The sequence below is a fragment of the Candidatus Avelusimicrobium aviculae genome (assembly GCF_949292495.1).
GTDB lineage: Bacteria > Elusimicrobiota > Elusimicrobia > Elusimicrobiales > Elusimicrobiaceae > Avelusimicrobium > Avelusimicrobium aviculae.
Genome location: NZ_CASEZB010000003.1, coordinates 86788 through 107849, shown reverse-complemented (window position 1 = coordinate 107849; position 21062 = coordinate 86788). Strand labels below are relative to the sequence as shown.

The following is a 21062-nucleotide window of genomic DNA, read 5'->3' as shown; positions in this document are numbered from 1 at the left end:
TCCTTTTGGTTATTTCTTCCAAGTGTTAATTTTGTCTATTAAAAAATCCACCCATTTTTCTTGGGGAAGCTTAAACATGGTTTGGCCTTTTTCAAAGTACAAACCTTCGCCCACGCCGCCGGCTATGCCAAAATCGGCGTCGCGCGCTTCGCCGGGGCCGTTTACCACGCAGCCCATAACGGCTATTTTAAGTCCGGTGGCTTTTTGCAGCAGGGCTTTGTCGTTATAAATGCGTTCTTCCAGCGCGTGCACGGTGTCTTTTACGTTTACTTGCGTGCGCCCGCAGGTGGGGCAGGAAATTAAATTGGGGCCGTATTCCCTTAACCCCAACGCTTTTAAAATTTCATACGCGGCGCGTACTTGCATGCGGGGGTCTTCCGTCAGGGAAACGCGGATGGTGGCCCCAATGCCTTTTTGTAAAAGCGTCCCCAGCGCGATGGCGCTTTTTACCGTGCCGCTTAAAAAGCTGCCGGCTTCGGTCAGGCCGATGTGAAGCGGAATGTCAGACTGGGAGGCAAAAAGCTCATTGGCTTTTAAGGTGCGGTAAAAATTGTCAGACTTTAAAGACACCACCACATCGTGAAAGTTCAGCTGTTCCAGCACATTGGCCTGTTCCAACGCTTCCTGCACCATAACTTCGGCCCATTTCTCGTCCGTCAGTTCCACCTGGCCGGACACGCTTTTTAAATATTTAACCGAACCCGCGTTCACCCCAATGCGTATGGCTACGCCGTGGTCTTTGCAGGCGCGCACCACTTCTTTGGTGTTTTCTATACTGCCGATGTTGCCGGGGTTAATGCGCACTTTGTCCACGCCTTGTTTTACGGCTTCCAAAGCCAGTTTGTAGTCAAAATGAATATCCGCCACCAGGGGGGAGTGTATGCGTTTTTTTATCTCTCCTATGGCTTGCGCGGCCTGCATATCAGGTACGGCTACGCGGTTGATTTCACAGCCGGCGTTTTCCAGCAGGTTGATTTGTGCGGCGGTGGTTTGCGCGTCGCGCGTATCGGTATTGCACATGCTTTGCACGCGCACGGGGTGGCCGGTTCCCAGCGTATAAGGGCCTACTTTTACCAATCTGGTTTTATACATTTAGTTTGCCTCTTGGGTTGATTGGGGTGCGTTTTCCTGCGTACCCGGTTGGGCGGAAGCCTCGGCCGCGGGAGCCTTGGGCGCAAAGAAAATGCGTTTTACGTCAGAGTAAGACGCATACAGCACTAACAATATCAGTGCGTAAAAACCGCAGTTCATTGCCGCGTTTACCACCCGTTCTGAAGGTAACTTTCCGGTTAGCCCTTCCAGCAAAAACACCAGGGCGTAGCCGCCGTCCAGTATGGGGATAGGGAACAAGTTAAACATTCCCACCGCCAGGGACAGCATCCCAATTAAAAATATAAAGTTTACCAGTTCCCCGTGCGCCGTTTTATGAATAATGTTTACAATGCCGATGGGGCCGGCCAAATCCGGCGCTTTTTTGTGGGTAAAGCTTTCCCACAGGGAAACTAAAGAAAATTTGGTCCAGTACCAGCACTGGTATACGCCCAGCCAGGCGGATTCAAAAATACCCACCGGCCTCATTACCGGCGCGGCCGTAATGCCGATAATATGGGGCTGTTCGGGCAAAAAGTCCGCGTCTTTTAACGTAAACTGCAGGGTTTCATCCCCGCGTTTTACGCTTAAAGCCAAATCTTGTTTGCGGGCCTCAACGGCGGGGGTTAATTCTTTCCACGAGGAAATTTCTTTCCCGTCCACGCTTAAAATGACGTCTCCGGGTTCTAAGCCGGCTTTGGCGGCGGGGTAGTTTTCGCTTACGGCGCCCACTTGGGCGGGCAGCAGGGCGGTGTCCGTTTCCGGCATGCCTTTTACGTAAATAATCCCGGCAAACACAATAGCCGCCAGTACGTAGTTAAACAAAGCGCCGTTTACCACCATAAAAAACTTGGCGTACCATTTTTTGGCGGCAAATTCATAGGATTTGGGGCCTTCTTTCGCGTCCTTAGGGTGGAACATCTGCCCGGCGGGCTCCACAAACCCGCCAAAAGGAATGGCGCGGATTTGGTAATCCGTATCGCCTTTCTTTTTATGCCATAAAATCTTGCCAAACCCAAATGAAAATTCTTTCACGCGTATGCCGGTTAAACGGCAGGCCAGAAAGTGCCCAAATTCGTGTATAATCACAATCGGGCTGAGTACAACAATAACGGCTATAACGGATAAAAGCATTTTTCCTCCTAAATAATGGCTTTGCGGTAGCTTTTGCTTTGCAAAGAAACCAAGGCGGCTTCCCGTGCCATGGCGTCCGCCTCGGCCGCTTGGTTTAAGTTTACCTTGCCGCCGCCGCTGTGCGTGTTTTTAAGCACGGTGTAAATTAGTTTGGGGATATCCGTAAATTTAATTTCTTCTTTTAAGAATCTGTCTACTGCCACTTCGTCCACCGCGCTTAACACCGCCGGATAAATACCGCCCAAGCGGTACGCTTCAAAAGCTAAAGACAAGCAGGGAAAGCGTTCAAAATCCGGCTCCATAAATTCCAGCTTGGCTACCTCAAATAAATTTAATTTTTGGGCGGGGGAGGGTTTGCGCTCCGGGTAGGTAATGGCGTATTGTATGGGCAGGCGCATGTCCGGCGCGCCCATTTGCGCCAGGATAGACCCGTCCACATATTCCACCGCGGAGTGTATGATAGACTGCGGGTGAATGACAATTTGCACTTTTTCTTCCGGCAAATTGAATAAATTCATAATTTCAATGGCTTCAAAGCCTTTGTTCATCAGGGTGGCGGAGTCTATGGTAATTTTTTTGCCCATTTTCCAGCGCGGGTGTTTTAACGCTTCCTGCGGGGTGACGGTGGACAACGCCGCTTTGCGTTTGGCAAACGGCCCGCCGGAAGCGGTTAAAAAGACGCGGGAAATGCGGTCCTGCATTTTGTTGTAGGTGGTTTCGTCCGCGTCGGTTAAACATTGAAAAATGGCCGAGGGTTCGCTGTCTACCGGAATAATAGCCGCTTCCCAGCGTTGGCATTCTTCCATAATGGTTTTTCCGGCCATGACCATTGGTTCTTTATTGGCCAAGGCGATGGTTTTGCCCGCCTTGATGGCGCTGATTAAAGGCATAAAGCCCACCGCGCCCACCAAGCCGTTAATCACCAAATCGGCCGAGGGTAAAGAAGCCAAAAAAGTAAAACTTTCCATTTCCGGCGGCAACAGGCGGGTGCCTTTGGGCATTTGGTCTTTTACCTGCTCGTACGCTTGCGGATTCATTAAGGCGGCAAAGCGGGGTTTAAAGTCATGGATTTGTTTTAAAAACAAGTCCACATTATTATTTGCCGTTAGCCCGATGACGCGGTAATCCGCCCCCAGCCCGGCAATGCAGGAAAGCGCAGACGTGCCGATAGAACCGGTGGAACCTAAAATGACGATATTTTTCATAACGTATACAACACCGTATAATAGAATACGGGGGCTAATAAAAGATACGAGTCAAACCGGTCTAAAAAACCGCCGTGTCCGGGCAGCAGGTTGGAAGAGTCTTTCACCCCCATGGAGCGTTTCAGTACGGATTCAGCCAAATCAGACACTTGCCCGATTACCGCCACCAACAGCCCCATTAAGGCCGCGCTTTGCACGGTAAATAAAGTGGGCAAAAGCAATTTTTGCATGGCAATGGCCGCCCCAATGGCAAGCACCGTGCCGCCAATGGCGCCTTCCCATGTTTTTTTAGGGCTTACTTCTTGGTTTAATTTATGGCGGCCCAAAAAGCGGCCGGTAAAATAGGCGCCCGTATCGCTTACCCAGACGGTAATGAACATAAAGAAAGTAAGGTATTCCCCATAGTGGGCAATTTCACGTATATTAATTAAATGCGCCAAAGACCAAGGGATTAAAAACACGCCCGTAAAGGTATTGCATACCCGTTCCCAAGAGCGGTGGGGGGTTAAGATTTCCACAAATAATATGCCAAAGATGATGATGCTCATGGCCAGGGGGTATAAATTATCCGGCATGTCTACCCCGTCCAGCTGGGTGCGGCCCAACACGGCGGCCAGCGCCATTAGCAGGCCAAAAAACAGCAAGCTGAAGCGGTGCACCGGATGTTTCCCGGCGGTAAGCGCAAGCCCGTATTCATACAGGCACAGCGCGATGATACAGCCCACCAAGGCCATATAGAAAAAACCGCCGTAATGAATGGCGGGAAGGATTACGCCTAAGCCGATAACGGCGGTGATTACTCTGGGTAATAGCATATATTTATTTTAGCATAATTCACTACGCCGCGCAGGGAGGAAAAAGATTTTTTAGATGAGTCTTTCAAACGCGGCGCGTTTGCCGTGTTTGCGCACAAAAATCGTTCCGCAGGGGGTAAAGCCGTTTTTGTTGAGCAGATTTAAGGTGGGGGTGTTTTGTTCATGCGTGTCTACCCGCAAAGACTGCATGCCTTGTTTGCGGGCTTCTTGTACGGAATATTCCAACACGGCCTGGGCCAGCCCTTTGCGGCGCATGGAGGGCAATACCGCCAAGCGGTGCACCACGCCGTAAGGCCCGGCGCAAAGCCAAGCGCCGTCGTAAATAGAGGAGTAAAAAGGGTCATCACAAAAGCACAAAGCAAAGTAGCCTACGGGCTGTTGTTCTTGTTCTATGATATAGGCGTAGCCGCGGGAGAGGTCTTTTTCCAAATCGCTTAGGGCGGGGTATCCGTCCTGCCACTGATTAATGCCTTTGCGGCAAAATTCGGCCTGTACCTGTTGGATAATGTCCAAGGCAAGGGGAATGTCTGCTGCGGTGCAGGGGCGGATAATCATTAACTCCTCCGTTTGGCGGGTTTGGGGGTAAGCGTTAGTTTTGCGTTGTTTGCCACCCAAAGCGCAGTGCGGCTGTTTTCAAAAAGGTAGCATATTTCTTCGGCGCAAGCCAGCGCTTTTTTGGATAATTGGGGGCTTTTGGCTCCCACGGCGCGCAGCGCTTTGTTTACGGCTTTGTATACGGCGGGGCGGGCGTCCGCCGCGCCGTTTTTTATAAGGGGGAGCATTTTTTGCAAGTCAGCCGCCGGCGTTTTGGCGCGCGGAGCGGCCAGTGCGCATACCATCATAAACCCGGCGCGGCGGGTAAGCTCTCTTTCCTGTTTTATCCAGCGTTCGGCCAGTTTTAGGGGATTTTTGGTTTTGGTAAAAAGTTCGGCGGCGCATAAATCGCATACATCTTGGCTTTCTATGTCTTGCGCCCAAGCGTTTAGGGCGGTTTGCGTCATGCAGGAAACGTCCGCCAGCAAGGCGGCCATCAAGCGCGCGCCGTGGCGGCGGGTTTGCCAAAGCGCCAAGGCTAGTTCATGGTCCGGCCGGGGAAGGGCTTTGGATAAGCTTCTGATAATGCCTAAAGTGGCTCCGTCCGCCTGTTCTCCAAGCCGGGCGGTTTGCCGTTGTTTAGAGGCGCGGGTAGAGTGGCGTTCTATGCGCCGGAGCAGTTCTTCCGCGCGGGCACGGGTAAGCGGGTTCATGGTTAGATGCCTCCAAAGCGGCGGGTGCGGCGGGCGTATTCGTCCAGGGCGTTTTTAAAATCCTGCTCGGAAAAATCCGGCCACAGGGTATCGGTAAAATAAAACTCCGTATACGCGCATTGCCATAACAAAAAATTGGAAAGCCGTTTTTCACCCGAGGTGCGTATCAGCAAATCCGGGTCCGGCAGGGCGGGCTGGTATAAACAGCGCTGCAAGTCTTGCTCGGTGGGTTTGGTGATGCCTTGTGAGGCCAGCTGGGCAAAAGCGTCCAGTAATTCCGCGCGGGAGCCGTAGTTTAACGCCAAGTTTACCGTAAGCCCCGTTTTTTGCGCGGTGGCTTGGGTTACGCGGGCAATTTTTTCCTGTATGGCGGGGGAAAGCGGCTCTTTACGCCCGCTTACCAATAAACGGAGATTGTTCTTTTGCGCGGTTTGGGCGTATTTGTCCAAGGTTTGTTCCAGTAAGCGCATTAAGCCGTCAATTTCTTCTTGGGGGCGGGACCAATTTTCCGTGGAAAAGGCGTAAAAGCTTAGCACGTCCACCCCGTATTTTTGCGCGGCGTTAATCACGCGTTCAACGGCTTTGGCGCCGGCGTTGTGCCCGGCTAAACGCGGCAGGCTTTTTTGTTTGGCCCAGCGTCCGTTTCCGTCCATAATAATGGCCACATGGCGGGGGGTGGATTTTGTAATAGACATAAAATAGATTTTATCTTTTTTGGGCAATTTTGCCAAAATGCACTTAAAATGCGGAAGATAAAAAACCCGCTTCTGAAAGCGGGTTTTTGGGGTTCGCAAAGAGCGGTTAAATTTTCATAATCTCGGCTTCTTTTGCTTTGATGGTCTGGTCAATATCGGCGATAAAACCGTCAGTCGCTTTTTGAACGTCATTTTCGTAACGTTTCAAGTCGTCTTCGGTAATTTCACCGGCTTTTTGGGCTTTTTTGAGTTTTTCCAGTATGTCACGGCGGTTGTTGCGCACGGCCACTTTAAAATCTTCGCTCATTTTGGCAATGTTTTTGGCCAGTTGTTTGCGGCGGTCTTCCGTCATGGAAGGCAAGGTAATGCGGATTACTTTGCCGTCATTTACCGGGCTGGCGCCCAAGTCCGCCTTTTGCAGGGCTTTGTCTATATCGTTCAAAGCGCTCATGTCCCAGGGTTGTACTTCCAACGTTTTGGCGTCCAGTACGTTAATCATGGCCATTTGCTTGATAGGGGTGGGCGTGCCGTAATAATCTACACGGATATTTTCCAACAGGGCGGCGCTGGCGCGGCCGGTGCGAATGGTGGCCAAATCGTGTGATAAACGGGTGACGTGGCCGGCCATTTCCGTTTTGGTTTTGCTGATAAGGGCGCTGATTGCTTCCATAAACTCCTCTTTACAGTTTTAGTTTAAATATATTCCCATTATAGCAATTCTTTAAAATACTGGAAAATTTATTATACCGCTTAGAAAAGCAGTCCCTTTTTTGTAGGTTTAGTTTTCTTGACCCTTATGGGGTTATTTGGTAGACTTTAAAAAATAAATTCCTCTTGGATTTTACGAGAGATTTTATTTGTTGTTGATCATTTTTTTGTACTATCCAAATTTTTGCCGGCAGCAAGTTTTTGCTAAAGGGCAGAGCAACCTTTTTACCCTGTCTGCCGGGAGCTAAGGGGTTTGTTCTTATGAAAGTTGCTATTCTTGCCGGGGGTCTTGGCACCCGTTTAAGCGAAGAAACCGAATTGAAACCTAAACCAATGGTGGAAATCGGCGGTTATCCCATCTTATGGCATATCATGAAAATCTATTCCGCTTACGGATACAATGATTTTGTGATTCTTACCGGTTATAAATCCCACGTTATTAAAGATTTCTTTGTAAATTATTATCAGCGTTATTCTGACATTACCATAGATATGGTGCATAATTCCGTGCAGGTGCATAAGACCCGCCATGAACCGTGGACGGTTACCATGCTTTATACCGGCCAGGATACCATGACCGGCGGGCGCATCAAACGGGCGCAGGAATACTTGGGCAAAGAACCGTTTATGCTTACTTACGGGGACGGCGTGAGCGACATTAATATTCCCGCGCTTTTGGAGTCCCATAAAGCCAGCGGGAAAACCGTCACCATGACGGCGGTGAAACCCTTGGGCCGCTTCGGCGCTTTGCGGCTGGACGGGGAGGACAACATCACCTCTTTTATGGAAAAACCGCAAGGGGACGGCGCTTGGATTAACGGCGGCTTTTTTGTGTGCGAGCCGGAAGTTTTTGATTTTATACCAAAAGGGGATAACGTTATTTTTGAACGCGCCCCCTTGGAAAATTTAGCTTCCAGCGGCAAGCTGCACGCTTATAAACACACCGGTTTTTGGCGCCCCATGGATACCTTGCGTGACAAAAATGACCTTACCGCCCTTTGGAAAGAGGGCAAAGCCCCTTGGAAGATTTGGAAGTAGCCTATGTTCAACCATATTTATAAAGGCCGCCGGGTGCTGGTTACCGGGCATACGGGTTTTAAGGGAAGCTGGCTCTGCGTTTGGCTGAAGCGCTTAGGGGCAGAAGTATGCGGCTATGCCTTGGCTCCGGAAACAGAACCCGCTTTGTTTCATGTGCTTCGCGGGCAAGAAGGCATCAGCCACCATATAGGGGATTTGTTGGACGCCGAACATTTACATAAAACGGTAAAAGATTTTCAGCCGGAAATTATTTTTCATTTAGCCGCCCAGCCTTTGGTACGCCTCTCTTACGCGGAGCCGGTGCGCACCTATGCCGTTAACGTAATGGGCACGCTAAACGTGTTGGAAGCCGCCCGCGCCGTGCCTAGCGTGCGGGCTTTTGTAAATGTTACTACCGATAAATGCTACGAAAATAAAGAAACCGCCCGCGGATACAAAGAAGATGACCCCATGGGTGGGTATGATATGTATTCTTCTTCCAAAGGATGTGTGGAAATTTTGTCCGCCTCATACCGCCGTTCTTTTTTGCAGGAAAGCGGGTTTGCCTTGGCTACGGCCCGGGCGGGAAACGTGATTGGCGGGGGGGACTGGGCGGCAGACCGGTTGCTGCCGGATTGCATGCGCGCGTTGAATGCGGGAAAAGAAATTGAAATCCGCTGCCCGAGTGCCGTCCGCCCTTGGCAGCACGTGCTGGAGCCGCTGTCCGGCTATTTGCTTTTAGGGCAAAAACTGTTGGAAGAAGGCAGGGCTTATGCGGAAGGGTTTAATTTCGGCCCGGATGAAAAAAGCGTGTTTACAGTGGGGGAAATGGCCCGGCTGGCCGTAAAATGCTATGGGCAAGGTTCCGTGCGGGTACAGCGCAGGGATAATTTGCATGAAGCCACTTTGCTTACGCTGGATATTACCAAAGCGCGCAAGCGGCTTGGCTGGATACCCACTTACACGGCAACGCAGGCCGTAGCCGCCGCGGTGGAATGGTATAAACGGTTTTACTCCGGGGAAGAGATGTTGCCTTTTACTGAAGAGCAAATTAAAAATTTTGAAGGAAGTTTAGCATGGAAAAAGAATTAAGAAAAGCCGTACAAGACGCGGCCCGCGCCTATTACCGCGCCGTTTACGGGGACCCGAAAGCGTTAACCTATATTCCCGCCTCAGGCAAATTGTTGGACGAAGACGACCTGGCCGGCATGATAGACGCCAGCTTGGATATGTGGCTTACTTCCGGGCGTTTTAATGACCAGTTTGAAAAAGACTTTGCCCAGTATTTAGGGGTTCCGTTTGCTTTGTCCACCAATTCGGGTTCTTCCGCCAATTTGTTGGCGATTAGCGCGCTTACTTCGCATAAGCTGGGGGAAAGACGCCTTAAAAAAGGCGATGAGGTGATCACCGTAGCGGCGGGGTTTCCCACCACGGTAAACCCGATTATCCAGCAGGGGTTAGTGCCGGTGTTTGTGGATTGTGAAATAGGCACGTATAATATAGACGCTTCCCAGATAGAAGCCGCTCTTTCCCCAAAAACCAAAGCCGTTTTTATCGCCCATACGCTGGGAAATATGTTTGATTTGCAAACCGTTTTGGATGTTTGCCAAAAACATAATTTATGGCTGATTGAAGATTCCTGCGACGCGCTTGGCGCCCAATGGAACGGCAAAAAAGCGGGGACCTTTGGCCATATAGGCACATACAGCTTTTACCCGGCCCACCATATGACCATGGGCGAGGGCGGCGCCGTGGTTACCAGCGACCCGGCTTTGTACCGTATTTTGCTTTCTTTTAGAGACTGGGGGCGGGACTGCTGGTGCAAACCGGGGGTGGATAATACCTGTAAAAACCGTTTTAACATGCAGCTTGGCAAACTGCCCTTTGGCTATGACCACAAATATACTTATTCCCACGTGGGTTTTAACTTAAAAATTACGGACTGGCAAGCCGCTTTAGGTGTAAGCCAGTTAAAAAAATTGCCCGGTTATTTATTAAAACGCAAACAAAACGCGGAGTTCTTGGCTGAAAAGCTGGCGGATTTAAATGAATATTTCATTTTGCCCAAAGCGGCTGAAAACGTGCGCCCGTCTTGGTTCGGGTTTTTAATTTCCGTCAGGAAAGACGCTCCTTTTACCAAGCAGCAGCTGGTTGAATTTTTGGAGCAAAACGGCGTGGGAACGCGCCAGCTGTTTGCCGGCAATTTGCTGCGCCAGCCGATGATGACGGAGAACGATATCCCTCTTCGCATTAAAAATTCCGGGCTGCTTAATTCCCGCAATTTAAAAGAGAAGGACTTTGCCCTCCTCCCCAATACGGACTTTATTATGAACCACACTTTTTGGGTGGGAACGTTCCCTCGGTTGGGCAAAAAAGAGCTGGAAAAAACAGCCGCTTTAATCCATCGGTTTGCCGGAGCGCTGAAATGAAAAAAATCCTGCTTACGGGCGGCAACGGTTTTATAGGCAAAAACATACAAGAAAGCTATTTGAGCCAAAAGTATGAAATTACCGCCCCGCGCAGTTTTGAGTTAGACTTAACGGATACGGACGCGGTGGACGCGTATTTTTCCGCGCATCAGTTTGACGTTGTCCTCCACGCCGCCGCCAAGCCCGGCCACCGCAACGCCAAGGACCCTTCCAACCTGTTTTACACCAATGTAAGAATGTTTGAAAATTTGGTGCGTAACAAAAGCCGTTTTGGCAAGCTGATTCATTTTGGTTCCGGCGCGGTGTATGACGTTTCGGCCGATAACCGCCGGGTAAAAGAAAGCCAAATCGGCCTGCGCATGGGAAAAGACGAGCACAGCTTTTGCACGTACGTAGTGCATAAGCGAATAGAACATTTGGATCATTTTGTTGATTTAAATATTTTTGGCATTTTTGGCAAATATGAGGACTGGCAAATACGTTTTATTTCTAACGCCATTTGCAAAACATTGTTTGGCTTGCCTATCACGCTGCGCCAAAACCGCCGTTTTAGTTATTTGTACGTAAATGATTTAATGCCCGTTTTGGAGTATTTTATAGAAAACACTGCCCGTTATAAAAGCTATAACGTGGTGCCGGACGAGGAAACCGAGCTTCTATCCGCCGCCCAAACGGTGGCCGAGGTAAGCGGCGCTCAAAGTGGCATACAGGTGGCAAAAGAAGGGTATGGCTTAAATTACAGCGGGGATAACGCGCGGCTGAGGGAGGAGATACCCTCTTTGCGCTTTACCCCATTCACGCAGGCCGTACGGGAATTATACCGCTGGTACGCGGATAATAAAACCATGCTAAACAAAGAATTTTTATTGAGGGATAAATGAAGGAGAATCTATGAACGCGTTAGAAAAACAAATGCTGGAAACCTTAATAGATTTAAAACAAAATCATCATGTTTTGGGCATTAAAGCCGAGTTTGAGGCCGAAGGCACCCGTATGGAAGAAGCATTGCGGTTAAAAGAAGTGGTTACTAAAGCGGGGCTGGATTTGGTGATAAAAGTGGGCGGATGTGAAGCCATTAAAGACATGTTTGACGCGCGTGTCATAGGCGTAAAAGGCATTGTGGGGCCGATGATTGAAACCGCCTACGCCATGAGCAAATATGTAAAAGCCACGCGTTTTGTGTTCCCGGAAGATGAAAGAAAAGAAACGGAATTTTTTGTAAACGTGGAAACAAAAACCGGGATAAAAAATTTAGACGAAATGATGGCCTTGCCGGAATTTAATGACTTGGCGGGTATTGTGCTGGGCCGTGTGGATTTAACGGGCAGCATGGGCTTAACGCGGGAAGACATTAACTCTGAGGAAGTTTTTTCCATCGCGCAGGAAGTAAGCCTTAAAATGCAAAAAGCCGGTAAAAAAATGGTAATAGGAGGGGGCGTTTCCGCCGCTTCTTTGCCGTTTTTTAAACGCTTGCCCCAAGGGGCTTTAACCAAGTTTGAAACCCGCAAAATTATTTTTGACGCGCAGTCCGCCCTGCGGGACCCTAATGCGGATAAAGGCATTTTAAAGGCCGTTGGGTTTGAACTGATGTGGCTTAAAAACAAACGGGATTTTTACGGCATGATTTTTAAAGAAGACGCCCAACGCATTGAAATGCTGGAAGCCCGCTATAAAAATTTAATTGAGCAGGCGGGGGGCCATTTATGAAAACCGCTTTGATAACGGGCGCCAGCCGGGGCATAGGCAAGGCCATAAAAGCGCTTTTAGAGGAGGAGCGGGGGTTTAGCGTGTACGCCCCTTCCCGTCAGGATATGGACCTGACCCAAGAAACCTCTATTAACGCGTATTTGGCAACAATCCCCCATGGGGTGGATGTGTTGGTTAATTGCGCCGGCGTGAACGATTTGGCCGGCTTAGAGGAAATTACAGACGAGAAAATAAACAAAATGTTGTCTGTTAATTTGTTGGCGCAGCTGCATTTAATTAAGTGGGCCGCCCCTTTTATGAAGGAAAAAAAATACGGACGGATTGTTAATTTTTCTTCTATTTGGGGGGAATTTTCCAAAACCAGAAGGCTGTTATATTCCATGGCAAAAGCGGGAATAAACGGCTTAACCCGCGCCGCGGCGGTGGAATTGGCCCCGTATAATATTTTAGTCAATGCGGTGGCTCCCGGTTTTGTGAATACGGAAATGACCTGCGTAAACAATACGCCCGAGCAAATTAAACAGATTGTGCAGCAGCTGCCCGTTAAACGTTTAGCCCAGCCTGACGAAATAGCGCAATTAGTGGGGTTTTTAGCGTCGGAACAAAATTCTTTTATGACGGGGCAGGTATTGTATGTTGACGGAGGTTTTTCATGCGTTTAGAAACTTTGCCCATACATTCCCATATACGCGATTATACGGTTCAATTAGAACCTAATCCCCGGTTTGTCCAGGATTTACTGAAAGAAGAATTGAGTTTTTGGGTAGTGGATAAAAATGTTTGGCAATTATATAAAGAGCCGCTTTTTTCTTCCGCCAAAACGGATAATTTTTACATATTAGACGCTAAAGAAGAAAACAAAACGCTGGATTGCGTATGTGAAATTTATAAAAAAATTTTAACTTTGGCTCCTAAAAGAAATTTGCATTTAATTTCCATGGGGGGCGGCATTGTACAGGACGTAACCGGCTTTGTAGCCTCCACTTTATACCGGGGTATTCGGTGGACTTTTATCCCCACCACATTATTGGCCCAGGTGGATAGCTGCATTGGGGCAAAAACTTCTTTAAATTTTTTGCATTATAAAAATTTAATAGGTTCTTTTTACCCGCCGGACCGCGTGCGCGTATGGCCCGGGTTTGTAAATACGCTGAAAACGCTGGATTATTATTCCGGCATTGGGGAAATGGCCAAACTGCATTTAATGGCGGGGGAAGACACCACCCAAAAATTTATCGCCAATTTACCTGCGTTGGATAAAAGAGATGAGGCCGTATTGTTGGATTTTATATCCGCCTGCCTGCGCATTAAAAAAAGTTATATAGAAAAAGATGAGTTTGATACCGGGATACGCAATTTATTAAACTACGGGCATTGTTTCGGGCACGCTTTAGAAAGCGCGTCTTGCTTTAAAATCCCGCATGGGCAGGCGGTGGTGCTGGGCATGCTGCTTGCCAACAGATACGCTTCCCAAAACGGCATGCTGCAAAAACAACAGGAAGAATTTGTTAGAAAAGAAATGCTTTTGCCTATTTTAAAAATAAACGCGGGTGACCTCCCCTCCCGGCCGGAGGAAGCCGTTGCCGCCATGAAACATGATAAAAAAAATGTGGGCAAAGGGCTGGCGTTAATTATTTTAGAGGATAACTACCAGCTGCGCAAATTAACGGATGTTTCTTTAGAAAGCGCTTCTTTGTTACTGCAGCGGCTGAAAAATTTGATTTATGATTAAAACATCGGATTATTTGGTTCAAAAGTTGGAAACGCTGGGAGTGGATACGGTTTTTATGGTGTCCGGCGGCGGCGCCATGCATTTGGACGACAGCTTTGGCAGAAGTCAAAAAATCCGCCTGATTTGCAACCATAACGAGCAAGCCTCCTCCATGTGCGCCGAGGGCTATGCCCGCGCTAATCAAAAATTAGCGGTGGCTTGCGTTACCACCGGCCCCGGCGGACTGAACTGTTTAAACGGGGTGTTTGGCGCATGGACGGACAGCGCCCCTGTATTGTTTATTTCCGGACAGGTAAAATACACCACCACCACGGCTTCCTGCCCGCAAGTATCTTTGCGCCAGCTGGGTGACCAGGAAGTGGACATCATCAGCGTGGTGCGCCCGCTTACCAAATACGCCCGCATGGTGACGGATCCGTATGATATTGACGCCGCCTTAGAAGAAGCCGTTTACTTTGCCGTTTCCGGCCGCCCCGGCCCCGTATGGCTGGATATACCGCTTAACGTACAGGCGGCCCTCATCAACCCTTCCCAATTAAAAAAATTTGCCGTTTCGGCGGCGGGAAATAAAGACATTTCCGCCGCTTTAGCGCAAGCGGCCCATTTGCTGCAAAACGCCAAACGCCCGCTGTTAGTGGCGGGAAACGGGATTCATTGCGCCAAGGCGCAAAAAGCGTTGCGGGCTTTTTTAGACAAAACCCACATACCCGTAACAACCACTTTTAACGGGTTTGATTTGGTCGCTTCAGAGGATCCGCTTTTTGCGGGGCGTATCGGCACCGTAGGGCAGCGCGCGGGAAACTTTGTACTGCAAAATGCCGACGTTATTTTGTTTGCGGGTACGCGCAATAATATACGCCAGGTAAGTTATAACTGGGAAAATTTTGCTAAAAACGCTAAAAAAATAGTGGTGGATATAGACCCGGCCGAATTGCAAAAGCCTACCGTCCATCCGGATGTGGCCTTATGCGCGGACGTGGGGCAAGTGCTCTCTTCTTTAACAGAGCAATTAACGGGGCCGCTTGCCGTTGAGCCTTGGCGGGAGTATTGCCGCCAAATGAAGGCCAAATACCCGCCTCTGCGGGAGTTTTCTATCCAAGGGCAAGACAAAGTGCACCCCTATTTGTTTATGCAGCGGCTGAGCCGTATTTTGCCGGAAAATGCCAGGGTGGTTGCTTCCAACGGGACGGCGTGCGTGGCGTTTTTCCAAGCGTTTGAGTCCAAAGAAGGCCAGCGGCTGTTGTTAAACTCGGGCGATGCTTCTATGGGTTACGGCCTGCCGGCGGCCATAGGCGTATGCGCGGCAGAGAAAAACGCTCCGGTTGTTTGCTTGGAGGGGGACGGCAGCCTGATGATGAATTTGCAGGAATTGCAAACTTTAAAGACCAATCAGCTGCCCGTTAAATTGTTTGTGATTAAAAATGGGGAGTATATTTCCATTATTCAAACCCAGCGCAACTTTTTTGAAGGCCGTTTAACCGCCTGTAATAAAGACAGCGGGGTGGAAGTTCCGGATTTTGTAAAAGTGGCCCAAGCGTTTGGTTTACCCGCCGTACGTATTGTTAAAAATGACGAACTGGCGGATAAAATACAGGAAGTGTTAAACACCCCGGGCCCGGTAGTTTGTGAGTTGGAGTGTACGGAAAATTATACCTTTGCGCCCAAGCTTTCCGCCCGCAAGCTGGAAGACGCAAGCATGGTCAGCCCGTCGCTGGAAGATATGTTCCCGTTTTTGGAGCGTGAGGAACTGGCGGAAAATATGTCCATCTCCCGGAAAGAAAAATAAACTTTTGGGGCTCAAATGAATTATTTTAAACAATTTTTTAACTGCTTAATAAATTTTATACACCGCTTAACGGGGTTATCCGCCCAATTCATTACGTTTTTGTTTGTAGGGGTTTTAAATACGGCGGTTGGCTATGGGCTGTATGTATTTTTTGTATGGCTTGGTTTTAATTATATCTGGGCTCCTTTTTGTTCCACGGTATTGGGGGTGCTTTTTAATTTTAAAACCATAGGCGGCATTGTGTTTAAAAGCCATGATAACCGCTTGATTTTTAAGTTCTTTGGCGTATATGCTATTGTATACATATGTAATGTATCGGGGCTTAAGGCGCTTGCTTGGTGCGGAATAGAAAATTTATATATATCCGGCGCCATATTGGTTTTGCCTTTGGCCTTTTTAGGTTTTTTTCTAAACAAAAAATGGGTGTTTAACAAGTAATATGAAAAAGAAAATATCAATTATTTCCAGCGCATATAATGAAGAAGAAAATATCCGCGAGTTATACGAGCAGGTAAAAAGCCAAATGGCTTTGCTGGCGGATAAATATGACTATGAGCAAATTGTGCTGGACAATGCCTCTACGGACAACACCTTAACTGAGCTGCGCAAAGTAGCCGCGCAAGACCCGCGTTTTAAGGTGATTGTGAACGCGCGTAATTTTGGGCATATCCGTTCCCCTTATTATGGTATTTTACAGTGCCAGGGGGACGCGGTTATCTATTTGGCTTCTGATTTGCAAGATCCGCCTTCCCTTATTCCACAGTTTCTATCCAAATGGGAGGAGGGGTATAAAGTGGTTTTGGCGCAAAAAAACCAAAGTAAAGAGTCTTGGCTCTTTTTTGCCGTGCGCCGGCTGTATTATTGGTTGCTTAATTTGGTAAATGATTCCGGCGCCCACTTGCTTTCTAATTGCACCGGTTTTGGTTTATATGATAAATGCGTGGTGGCTGAATTGCGCAAGTTGGACGAACCCTACCCGTATTTAAGGGGTCTGGTATGTGAGTTGGGGTATTCTCTTGCGTTAGTCCCTTTTGTTCAGCCGGTGCGCAAACGCGGTATTACCAAAAATAATTTTTATACATTGTACGATAATGCTATGACGGGTTTTACCAATCATTCCAAAGTGCCTTTGCGTTTGGCCGCTTTGGGTGGGTTTATATTGGGTATGATTAGCTTTGTTTTGGCGTTGGTCTATTTGGTATTAAAGCTGTTGTATTGGGATTATTTCCCCATGGGCACGGCGCCTATTTTATTGGCGGTATTGTTTTTCTCTTCCGTGCAGTTGTTTTTTATTGGAATTATTGGGGAATACATTGGCGCTATTCTTACCCAGGTGCTAAAACGCCCGCTTGTGATAGAAAAGGAAAGAATTAATTTTTAGTTCTTCTTTTTTGTTTCAAGCGCTTTGCTGACAGCGCGGCTTGCATATTAAAAAATCCCCCGGTTTGCTCCAGGGGATTTTTATGCCAAAAACAAAACGGTTTGGGCGTTTATTGGGCCTTTTGTTTCAGCTGCGCCAGTCTTTGATTAATGGCTTGTTGCTGATATTCTTTGCTGTGGCGTTTAAGAAAATCTTGTTTCGTCGTTTCCAGTTTGTTAAGTTTCTGCCGCAGGAAATCAATTTCTTTCTGCGGAAAGCCTTGTTTTTGCGCTTCTTCTATGTTAGCTTTTGTAAAATTGATGTGTTTTTGTATGAGGACCTTTATCAAAGGATAGCGCGAAAAAGGAATCATTTTATTAACAGAAGCCATTTCCTGTTGGGAGAATATGCTTTGTATGGCCTTTGCATCTTGTTTGATAATTTCGGCTTGTACTTCAGTGGCGGCTTGACGGTAAGCTGGGTCTTGCATTTTAGGATTTTGCTCCTCGCCGTAGGTCTGCGCGGCAGGAGCGGGCGGCATTTGTTCTGCCGTGTTGTTTGCGGGAATGGGGGATATTGCTTTGTATTCGGTCGCGTTAGAGGCGGAAGCTTTTTCTCTTTGTTTTTTTAATTCTTCTAGTAAACTTGTTTCCCTCTCGGTGCCCAGGGGCACGTATAATTGGGCGGAGGGGGGCATAAAATCCGGCGGCAAGCCATCGTCGGCAGAGATGTTTGCCGGGGAAGTCGTATCCTGAGGAAATAAGACTTTCTCCTCCCGCAAAGGCGTTTCAGACTCCTCTTTTGTAGCGGCGGAAGGAGCCAGCGTTGTTGTTTGGCTTGTGTTGGATAACACATCTTCTTCTTGTAAAGGATTTACGGGAGCCGTTTGGGTTGCCGGGGCCGAAGCGTACGGTACGGACTGCGTTTTTTTAACAAACAGTTGGGGCAGGTTAAAAACTTGCCATGCTGCTCCGGTAAAAATAAAGACCAATAGGGCTTGAATAGCGGCAAATATTAACTTAAAAGAAAAACTTGTTTGATAGTTTTTGGCATTAAATGGAAGCCAAGAACATACCAAAAACCAAGCCGCCAGCAAGGCGACGTAGAGCGTCCACAGATTCCATGGGATTTTCCCGCTTATCATCAAGTAAACATAAAAGAGATAAACAATGCTTAAAAAAATTTTAAGGGCTTTATTTTTCATGCAAGTATAGAGAATAATTTGATAAATGTTCCCATTTAGTAAATGAGCGTGCCTATCTCTTCCCCGGCCAGGGCGCGTTTAATATTGCCTTTTTGATGGAGATTAAATACTTGGATAGGCAATTTATTTTCCAAGCATAAAGCCAAAGCGGCCGTATCCATAAATTGTAGTTGTTTGGCAATGGCTTCCGCATAAGTGATTTTATGGATTAGCTTGGCGTTGGGGTTCTTTTTGGGGTCGCTGTCGTATACGCCGTCTACCTGGGTGGCTTTTAACAGCACATCGGCATTAATTTCCGAAGCGCGCAGCGCGGCGGCGCTGTCCGTAGTAAAAAACGGGTTACCGGTCCCGCCCGCAAAAATAACAATGCGGCCTTTTTCCAAATGGCGCAAGGCTTTGCGGCGCACGAAAGGTTCCGCCAGTTGATAAATGTTAATAGAGGTTAATACCCGGGTGGGGGCACCGGCCTCTTCCAGGGCGGACTGCAGGGCCAAAGCGTTGATTACCGTAGCCAGCATGCCCATATTGTCTGAATTGACGCGGTCAATTACTCCGCCTCCGTCGCGCAGGCCGCGCCAAATGTTTCCGCCACCCAGCACAATGGTCAGCTCACAATTTCCGCAGCGGTACGCGTCCGCAATTTCCACGGCAATTTCTTTTAGTGCTTGGGGGTTAATCCCCCGGTGTCCTTCATTAATTAAAGCTTCCCCGGAAAGTTTCAGAAGTACTCTTTTTTTATTGTGCGGATCGGCGGCATTTGTCATACAGGTAACCTCTCTTAAAATCTTTTATCTATTCTATCACAAAAACAGTAAAAAGTGCGTACTTTAAGGTTTACGCTTTTTTCTCTCCGCCCGCCGATATGGCAGACGGACAGAAAAAAGCCCCTCCGAAGAGGGGCTTTCAATTAGAAACGAACGAAACGCACAACCTTTAATTCACAACCCAAGTCGTTGGATTCTTCTTTTAAATAATCCAGTACGCTTTTTTTGTTGTCTTTAATGGTCATTTGTTCCAACAGGCAGTTTTCTTTGGCGAATTTTTTTACTTTGCCGGGCAGCATTTTTTCAATGGCGGCTTCCGGTTTGCCTTCGTTTAAAGCCTGCGTTCTGTAAATTTCCAATTCTTTATCAATGACGGACTGCGGAATGTCTTTCGCGTCCACCCAGCAGCTTTGCATACCCACCGTGTGCATGGCCAGGCCGCGGGCGATGTCTTTCACTTTGGCGGCGTCTTTGGCGGTGCCGGTTACGGCAAGCTCCAAGAGGGAAGCTTTTTTATTGTCGGCGTGAATGTAATATTCAATTACCGCGTCTTTGGCCGGGGTCCAGTTATAAGCGCCTTTTAAAGTGGTGTTTTCACCAAATTTAGGGGCTTTTTCCGCAATCATGGATTTGATGTGTTCGTCGTTGGCGTAGTCGGTAATTTCGGGGTGGGCCAACACATATTCGGCCAATTCGTCGGCCAGTTTAATGAAATCTTCGGTTTTGGCTACAAAGTCCGTTTCACAGCCTAAGTATACCATGGCGTAGTTTTTGCCGTTGGTTTTAACGGAAACGCGGCCTTCTTTGGTTTCACGGTCGGAGCGTTTGGCCATATCCGCCAAGCCTTTTTTGCGCAGGAAAACGATGGCTTGTTCCATATCGTTTTTGGTTTCCAGCAAGGCTTTTTTGCAGTCCATAAGGCCCGCGCCGGTTTTTTCTCTTAATACTTTAATATCTTCTGCTAAAGACATGTTCTCTCCTGTACGACTAATAGGGTAAATCTGTTTAAAGTCCGTTTCCGCCTGCGTACAAGCGGAAACGGACGTTTATAAACTATTATTTGGCTGCTTCCGCTTCTTTGGAGGCTTCTTCGGCTTTTACTTCTTGCGCTTTAGGAGCTTCTTCCTTGGCGGCTTTTTTGGTTCTGGTCGTTTTTTTGGCGGCCGGTTTTTTAGCGGCGGTTTTCTTTACTTTCTTTTCCGCGGCTTCTTCGGCGGCCGGTTCTTCGGCCTTGGCTTCTTCTGCTTTGGGGGCTTCTTCGGCTTTTACTTCTTGCGCTTTAGGAGCTTCCTGTTTGGCAGCTTCGGCTTTGGCTTCTTCTTCCAGGGCGGCTTTTTCGCCGGCCAGCATAACGCTTTCAAAGGCCTGAGCCATTACCGGGTTTTCAGCCGGTTTGCCTTCTTCGGCGGCTTCGGCGGGTTTATTGACGGCTTCCATTTCAGCTCTGGCTTCTAGGATAGAGTCGGCAATAGCGCCGCAGAATAATTTGATGGAGCGGGCCGCATCGTCGTTACCGGGTATCGGTACGTCAATCAAGTCCGGGTCGGCGTTGGTATCGCACACGGCTACCACGGGAATGCCCAATACGCGGGATTCGCGCACGGCGCCGGCGGTGTCCACAGGGTCAATTACAAAAACGACGTCCGGCAATACTTTCATATCGCGGATGCCGCCCAGCAATTTTTGCAAGCGGAGCATTTCTTTGGTCAGTCTGCTGGCTTCCTTTTTGGAAATGGCCTTGAAGACGCCCGAAGCTTCCCATTTTTCCAGTTCGTTAAGTCTTTCTACGGATTTCTTAACGGTTTGGAAGTTGGTTAACGTGCCGCCCAGCCATTTTTCGTGAATGCAGTAAGCGCCGCAGCGGGCAGCTTCGGCCTGAATGGCTTCCTGGGCTTGTTTTTTGGTGCCAACGAACAAGAATTTAGAACCTTTTTTGGTTTCTTCTTTGATAAAAGCGCAGGCTTTTTTCAGTTCTTTGGCGGTTTTTTGAAGGTCCAAAATGTGTACGCCGTTTCTTTCTCCAAAGATAAAGCGGCCCATTTTGGGGTTCCAGCGGGAAGTTTGGTGCCCAAAGTGCACGCCGGCTTCCAGCATGGCTTTCATAGATACGTTGCTCATGTTTTCTCCTGTAAGCGTCCGCCCAAATTAGGGAAGGGGTTTCCCCGGCGGC

22 protein-coding genes are annotated in these 21062 nt (G+C 48.3%); 10 read left to right on the top strand and 12 right to left on the bottom strand.

Annotation, left to right across the window (positions count from 1 at the left end; all coding sequences use genetic code 11):
* Positions 1 to 9: 9 nt before the first annotated feature.
* The 8 genes from ispG to frr all read right to left on the bottom strand — a co-directional run bounded on the left by ispG (position 10) and on the right by frr (position 6846).
* Positions 10 to 1092, bottom strand: a complete 1083-nt coding sequence (gene ispG, locus ACQY33_RS00900) for a flavodoxin-dependent (E)-4-hydroxy-3-methylbut-2-enyl-diphosphate synthase (RefSeq protein WP_428073269.1) — start codon at positions 1090 to 1092, stop codon at positions 10 to 12.
* Positions 1093 to 2223 (bottom strand): M50 family metallopeptidase, encoded by a 1131-nt coding sequence (locus ACQY33_RS00895; RefSeq protein ID WP_428073268.1) that lies wholly within the window; start codon positions 2221 to 2223, stop codon positions 1093 to 1095.
* Between the two features lie 8 nt (positions 2224 to 2231).
* Complete coding sequence (dxr, locus tag ACQY33_RS00890; RefSeq protein ID WP_428073267.1) at positions 2232 to 3428, bottom strand: 1-deoxy-D-xylulose-5-phosphate reductoisomerase; 1197 nt, start codon at positions 3426 to 3428, stop codon at positions 2232 to 2234.
* A complete protein-coding gene (locus ACQY33_RS00885; RefSeq protein ID WP_428073266.1) occupies positions 3425 to 4243 on the bottom strand; it encodes a phosphatidate cytidylyltransferase in 819 nt (272 codons plus the stop codon). The genes dxr and ACQY33_RS00885 overlap by 4 nt, the downstream gene beginning before the upstream one ends.
* Before the next feature lie 51 nt (positions 4244 to 4294).
* Positions 4295 to 4798: an N-acetyltransferase family protein gene (locus ACQY33_RS00880; protein WP_428073265.1), complete on the bottom strand. Its 504-nt coding sequence runs from the start codon at positions 4796 to 4798 to the stop codon at positions 4295 to 4297.
* Entirely contained in the window at positions 4798 to 5490 is a 693-nt protein-coding gene (locus ACQY33_RS00875; protein WP_428073264.1) for a DNA alkylation repair protein, read from the bottom strand. The genes ACQY33_RS00880 and ACQY33_RS00875 overlap by 1 nt, the downstream gene beginning before the upstream one ends.
* Before the next feature lie 2 nt (positions 5491 to 5492).
* Entirely contained in the window at positions 5493 to 6185 is a 693-nt protein-coding gene (gene uppS / locus ACQY33_RS00870) for a polyprenyl diphosphate synthase (protein ID WP_428073263.1), read from the bottom strand.
* A 106-nt stretch (positions 6186 to 6291) separates the two neighbouring features.
* The gene (frr, locus tag ACQY33_RS00865; protein ID WP_428073307.1) at positions 6292 to 6846 is read right to left on the bottom strand and encodes a ribosome recycling factor; all 555 of its coding nucleotides are present in this window, start codon (positions 6844 to 6846) and stop codon (positions 6292 to 6294) included.
* 308 nt (positions 6847 to 7154) lie between these two features.
* Here frr and rfbF point away from each other — a divergent pair, with 308 nt between their 5' ends.
* Genes rfbF through ACQY33_RS00815 form a run of 10 tightly spaced genes read left to right on the top strand, consistent with a single transcriptional unit; the run spans position 7155 to position 16945 of the window.
* The gene (rfbF, locus tag ACQY33_RS00860; protein ID WP_428073262.1) at positions 7155 to 7931 is read left to right on the top strand and encodes a glucose-1-phosphate cytidylyltransferase; all 777 of its coding nucleotides are present in this window, start codon (positions 7155 to 7157) and stop codon (positions 7929 to 7931) included.
* Between the two features lie 3 nt (positions 7932 to 7934).
* Positions 7935 to 9002: a CDP-glucose 4,6-dehydratase gene (gene rfbG / locus ACQY33_RS00855; RefSeq protein ID WP_428073261.1), complete on the top strand. Its 1068-nt coding sequence runs from the start codon at positions 7935 to 7937 to the stop codon at positions 9000 to 9002.
* Complete coding sequence (gene rfbH, locus ACQY33_RS00850) at positions 8987 to 10339, top strand: lipopolysaccharide biosynthesis protein RfbH (protein WP_428073260.1); 1353 nt, start codon at positions 8987 to 8989, stop codon at positions 10337 to 10339. The genes rfbG and rfbH overlap by 16 nt, the downstream gene beginning before the upstream one ends.
* Positions 10336 to 11220: an NAD-dependent epimerase/dehydratase family protein gene (locus ACQY33_RS00845; protein ID WP_428073259.1), complete on the top strand. Its 885-nt coding sequence runs from the start codon at positions 10336 to 10338 to the stop codon at positions 11218 to 11220. The genes rfbH and ACQY33_RS00845 overlap by 4 nt, the downstream gene beginning before the upstream one ends.
* 10 nt (positions 11221 to 11230) lie before the next feature.
* Positions 11231 to 12046: an aldolase/citrate lyase family protein gene (locus ACQY33_RS00840; RefSeq protein WP_428073258.1), complete on the top strand. Its 816-nt coding sequence runs from the start codon at positions 11231 to 11233 to the stop codon at positions 12044 to 12046.
* Positions 12043 to 12708: an SDR family NAD(P)-dependent oxidoreductase gene (locus ACQY33_RS00835; protein WP_428073257.1), complete on the top strand. Its 666-nt coding sequence runs from the start codon at positions 12043 to 12045 to the stop codon at positions 12706 to 12708. Before ACQY33_RS00840 ends, ACQY33_RS00835 begins: the two co-directional genes overlap by 4 nt.
* Positions 12699 to 13778 carry an AroB-related putative sugar phosphate phospholyase (cyclizing) gene (locus tag ACQY33_RS00830; RefSeq protein WP_428073256.1) on the top strand — a complete coding sequence of 360 codons (1080 nt, stop codon included), beginning with the start codon at positions 12699 to 12701 and terminating at the stop codon, positions 13776 to 13778. The genes ACQY33_RS00835 and ACQY33_RS00830 overlap by 10 nt, the downstream gene beginning before the upstream one ends.
* Positions 13771 to 15564, top strand: coding sequence for a thiamine pyrophosphate-binding protein (locus ACQY33_RS00825; RefSeq protein WP_428073255.1), 1794 nt, complete (start codon positions 13771 to 13773; stop codon positions 15562 to 15564). Before ACQY33_RS00830 ends, ACQY33_RS00825 begins: the two co-directional genes overlap by 8 nt.
* Before the next feature lie 15 nt (positions 15565 to 15579).
* On the top strand, positions 15580 to 16002 hold the full coding sequence (locus tag ACQY33_RS00820) for a GtrA family protein (protein ID WP_428073254.1): 423 nt from the start codon (positions 15580 to 15582) through the stop codon (positions 16000 to 16002).
* Between the two features lies 1 nt (position 16003).
* The gene (locus ACQY33_RS00815) at positions 16004 to 16945 is read left to right on the top strand and encodes a glycosyltransferase family 2 protein (RefSeq protein ID WP_428073253.1); all 942 of its coding nucleotides are present in this window, start codon (positions 16004 to 16006) and stop codon (positions 16943 to 16945) included.
* A 109-nt stretch (positions 16946 to 17054) separates the two neighbouring features.
* Here the strand turns inward: ACQY33_RS00815 and ACQY33_RS00810 are convergent, their stop codons facing one another.
* From ACQY33_RS00810 to rpsB, 4 genes are all read right to left on the bottom strand, one after another.
* The gene (locus ACQY33_RS00810) at positions 17055 to 18068 is read right to left on the bottom strand and encodes a hypothetical protein (protein ID WP_428073252.1); all 1014 of its coding nucleotides are present in this window, start codon (positions 18066 to 18068) and stop codon (positions 17055 to 17057) included.
* A 95-nt stretch (positions 18069 to 18163) separates the two neighbouring features.
* Positions 18164 to 18892 (bottom strand): UMP kinase, encoded by a 729-nt coding sequence (gene pyrH / locus ACQY33_RS00805; RefSeq protein WP_428073251.1) that lies wholly within the window; start codon positions 18890 to 18892, stop codon positions 18164 to 18166.
* Between the two features lie 143 nt (positions 18893 to 19035).
* Positions 19036 to 19863 carry a translation elongation factor Ts gene (tsf, locus tag ACQY33_RS00800; protein WP_428073250.1) on the bottom strand — a complete coding sequence of 276 codons (828 nt, stop codon included), beginning with the start codon at positions 19861 to 19863 and terminating at the stop codon, positions 19036 to 19038.
* A gap of 85 nt (positions 19864 to 19948) precedes the next feature.
* Positions 19949 to 21010, bottom strand: coding sequence for a 30S ribosomal protein S2 (gene rpsB, locus ACQY33_RS00795; protein WP_428073249.1), 1062 nt, complete (start codon positions 21008 to 21010; stop codon positions 19949 to 19951).
* Positions 21011 to 21062 lie beyond the last annotated feature (52 nt).

Bases quoted from the DNA above. Each gene is read 5' to 3' on its own strand.
- ispG (WP_428073269.1), bottom strand. From the start codon at position 1,092: ATGTATAAAACCAGATTGGTAAAAGTAGGCCCTTATACGCTGGGAACC.
- ACQY33_RS00895 (WP_428073268.1), bottom strand. From the start codon at position 2,223: ATGCTTTTATCCGTTATAGCCGTTATTGTTGTACTCAGCCCGATTGTG.
- dxr (WP_428073267.1), bottom strand. From the start codon at position 3,428: ATGAAAAATATCGTCATTTTAGGTTCCACCGGTTCTATCGGCACGTCT.
- ACQY33_RS00885 (WP_428073266.1), bottom strand. From the start codon at position 4,243: ATGCTATTACCCAGAGTAATCACCGCCGTTATCGGCTTAGGCGTAATC.
- ACQY33_RS00880 (WP_428073265.1), bottom strand. From the start codon at position 4,798: ATGATTATCCGCCCCTGCACCGCAGCAGACATTCCCCTTGCCTTGGAC.
- ACQY33_RS00875 (WP_428073264.1), bottom strand. From the start codon at position 5,490: ATGAACCCGCTTACCCGTGCCCGCGCGGAAGAACTGCTCCGGCGCATA.
- uppS (WP_428073263.1), bottom strand. From the start codon at position 6,185: ATGTCTATTACAAAATCCACCCCCCGCCATGTGGCCATTATTATGGAC.
- rfbF (WP_428073262.1), top strand. From the start codon at position 7,155: ATGAAAGTTGCTATTCTTGCCGGGGGTCTTGGCACCCGTTTAAGCGAA.
- rfbG (WP_428073261.1), top strand. From the start codon at position 7,935: ATGTTCAACCATATTTATAAAGGCCGCCGGGTGCTGGTTACCGGGCAT.
- rfbH (WP_428073260.1), top strand. From the start codon at position 8,987: ATGGAAAAAGAATTAAGAAAAGCCGTACAAGACGCGGCCCGCGCCTAT.
- ACQY33_RS00845 (WP_428073259.1), top strand. From the start codon at position 10,336: ATGAAAAAAATCCTGCTTACGGGCGGCAACGGTTTTATAGGCAAAAAC.
- ACQY33_RS00840 (WP_428073258.1), top strand. From the start codon at position 11,231: ATGAACGCGTTAGAAAAACAAATGCTGGAAACCTTAATAGATTTAAAA.
- ACQY33_RS00835 (WP_428073257.1), top strand. From the start codon at position 12,043: ATGAAAACCGCTTTGATAACGGGCGCCAGCCGGGGCATAGGCAAGGCC.
- ACQY33_RS00830 (WP_428073256.1), top strand. From the start codon at position 12,699: ATGCGTTTAGAAACTTTGCCCATACATTCCCATATACGCGATTATACG.
- ACQY33_RS00825 (WP_428073255.1), top strand. From the start codon at position 13,771: ATGATTAAAACATCGGATTATTTGGTTCAAAAGTTGGAAACGCTGGGA.
- ACQY33_RS00820 (WP_428073254.1), top strand. From the start codon at position 15,580: ATGAATTATTTTAAACAATTTTTTAACTGCTTAATAAATTTTATACAC.
- ACQY33_RS00815 (WP_428073253.1), top strand. From the start codon at position 16,004: ATGAAAAAGAAAATATCAATTATTTCCAGCGCATATAATGAAGAAGAA.
- ACQY33_RS00810 (WP_428073252.1), bottom strand. From the start codon at position 18,068: ATGATAAGCGGGAAAATCCCATGGAATCTGTGGACGCTCTACGTCGCC.
- pyrH (WP_428073251.1), bottom strand. From the start codon at position 18,892: ATGACAAATGCCGCCGATCCGCACAATAAAAAAAGAGTACTTCTGAAA.
- tsf (WP_428073250.1), bottom strand. From the start codon at position 19,863: ATGTCTTTAGCAGAAGATATTAAAGTATTAAGAGAAAAAACCGGCGCG.
- rpsB (WP_428073249.1), bottom strand. From the start codon at position 21,010: ATGAGCAACGTATCTATGAAAGCCATGCTGGAAGCCGGCGTGCACTTT.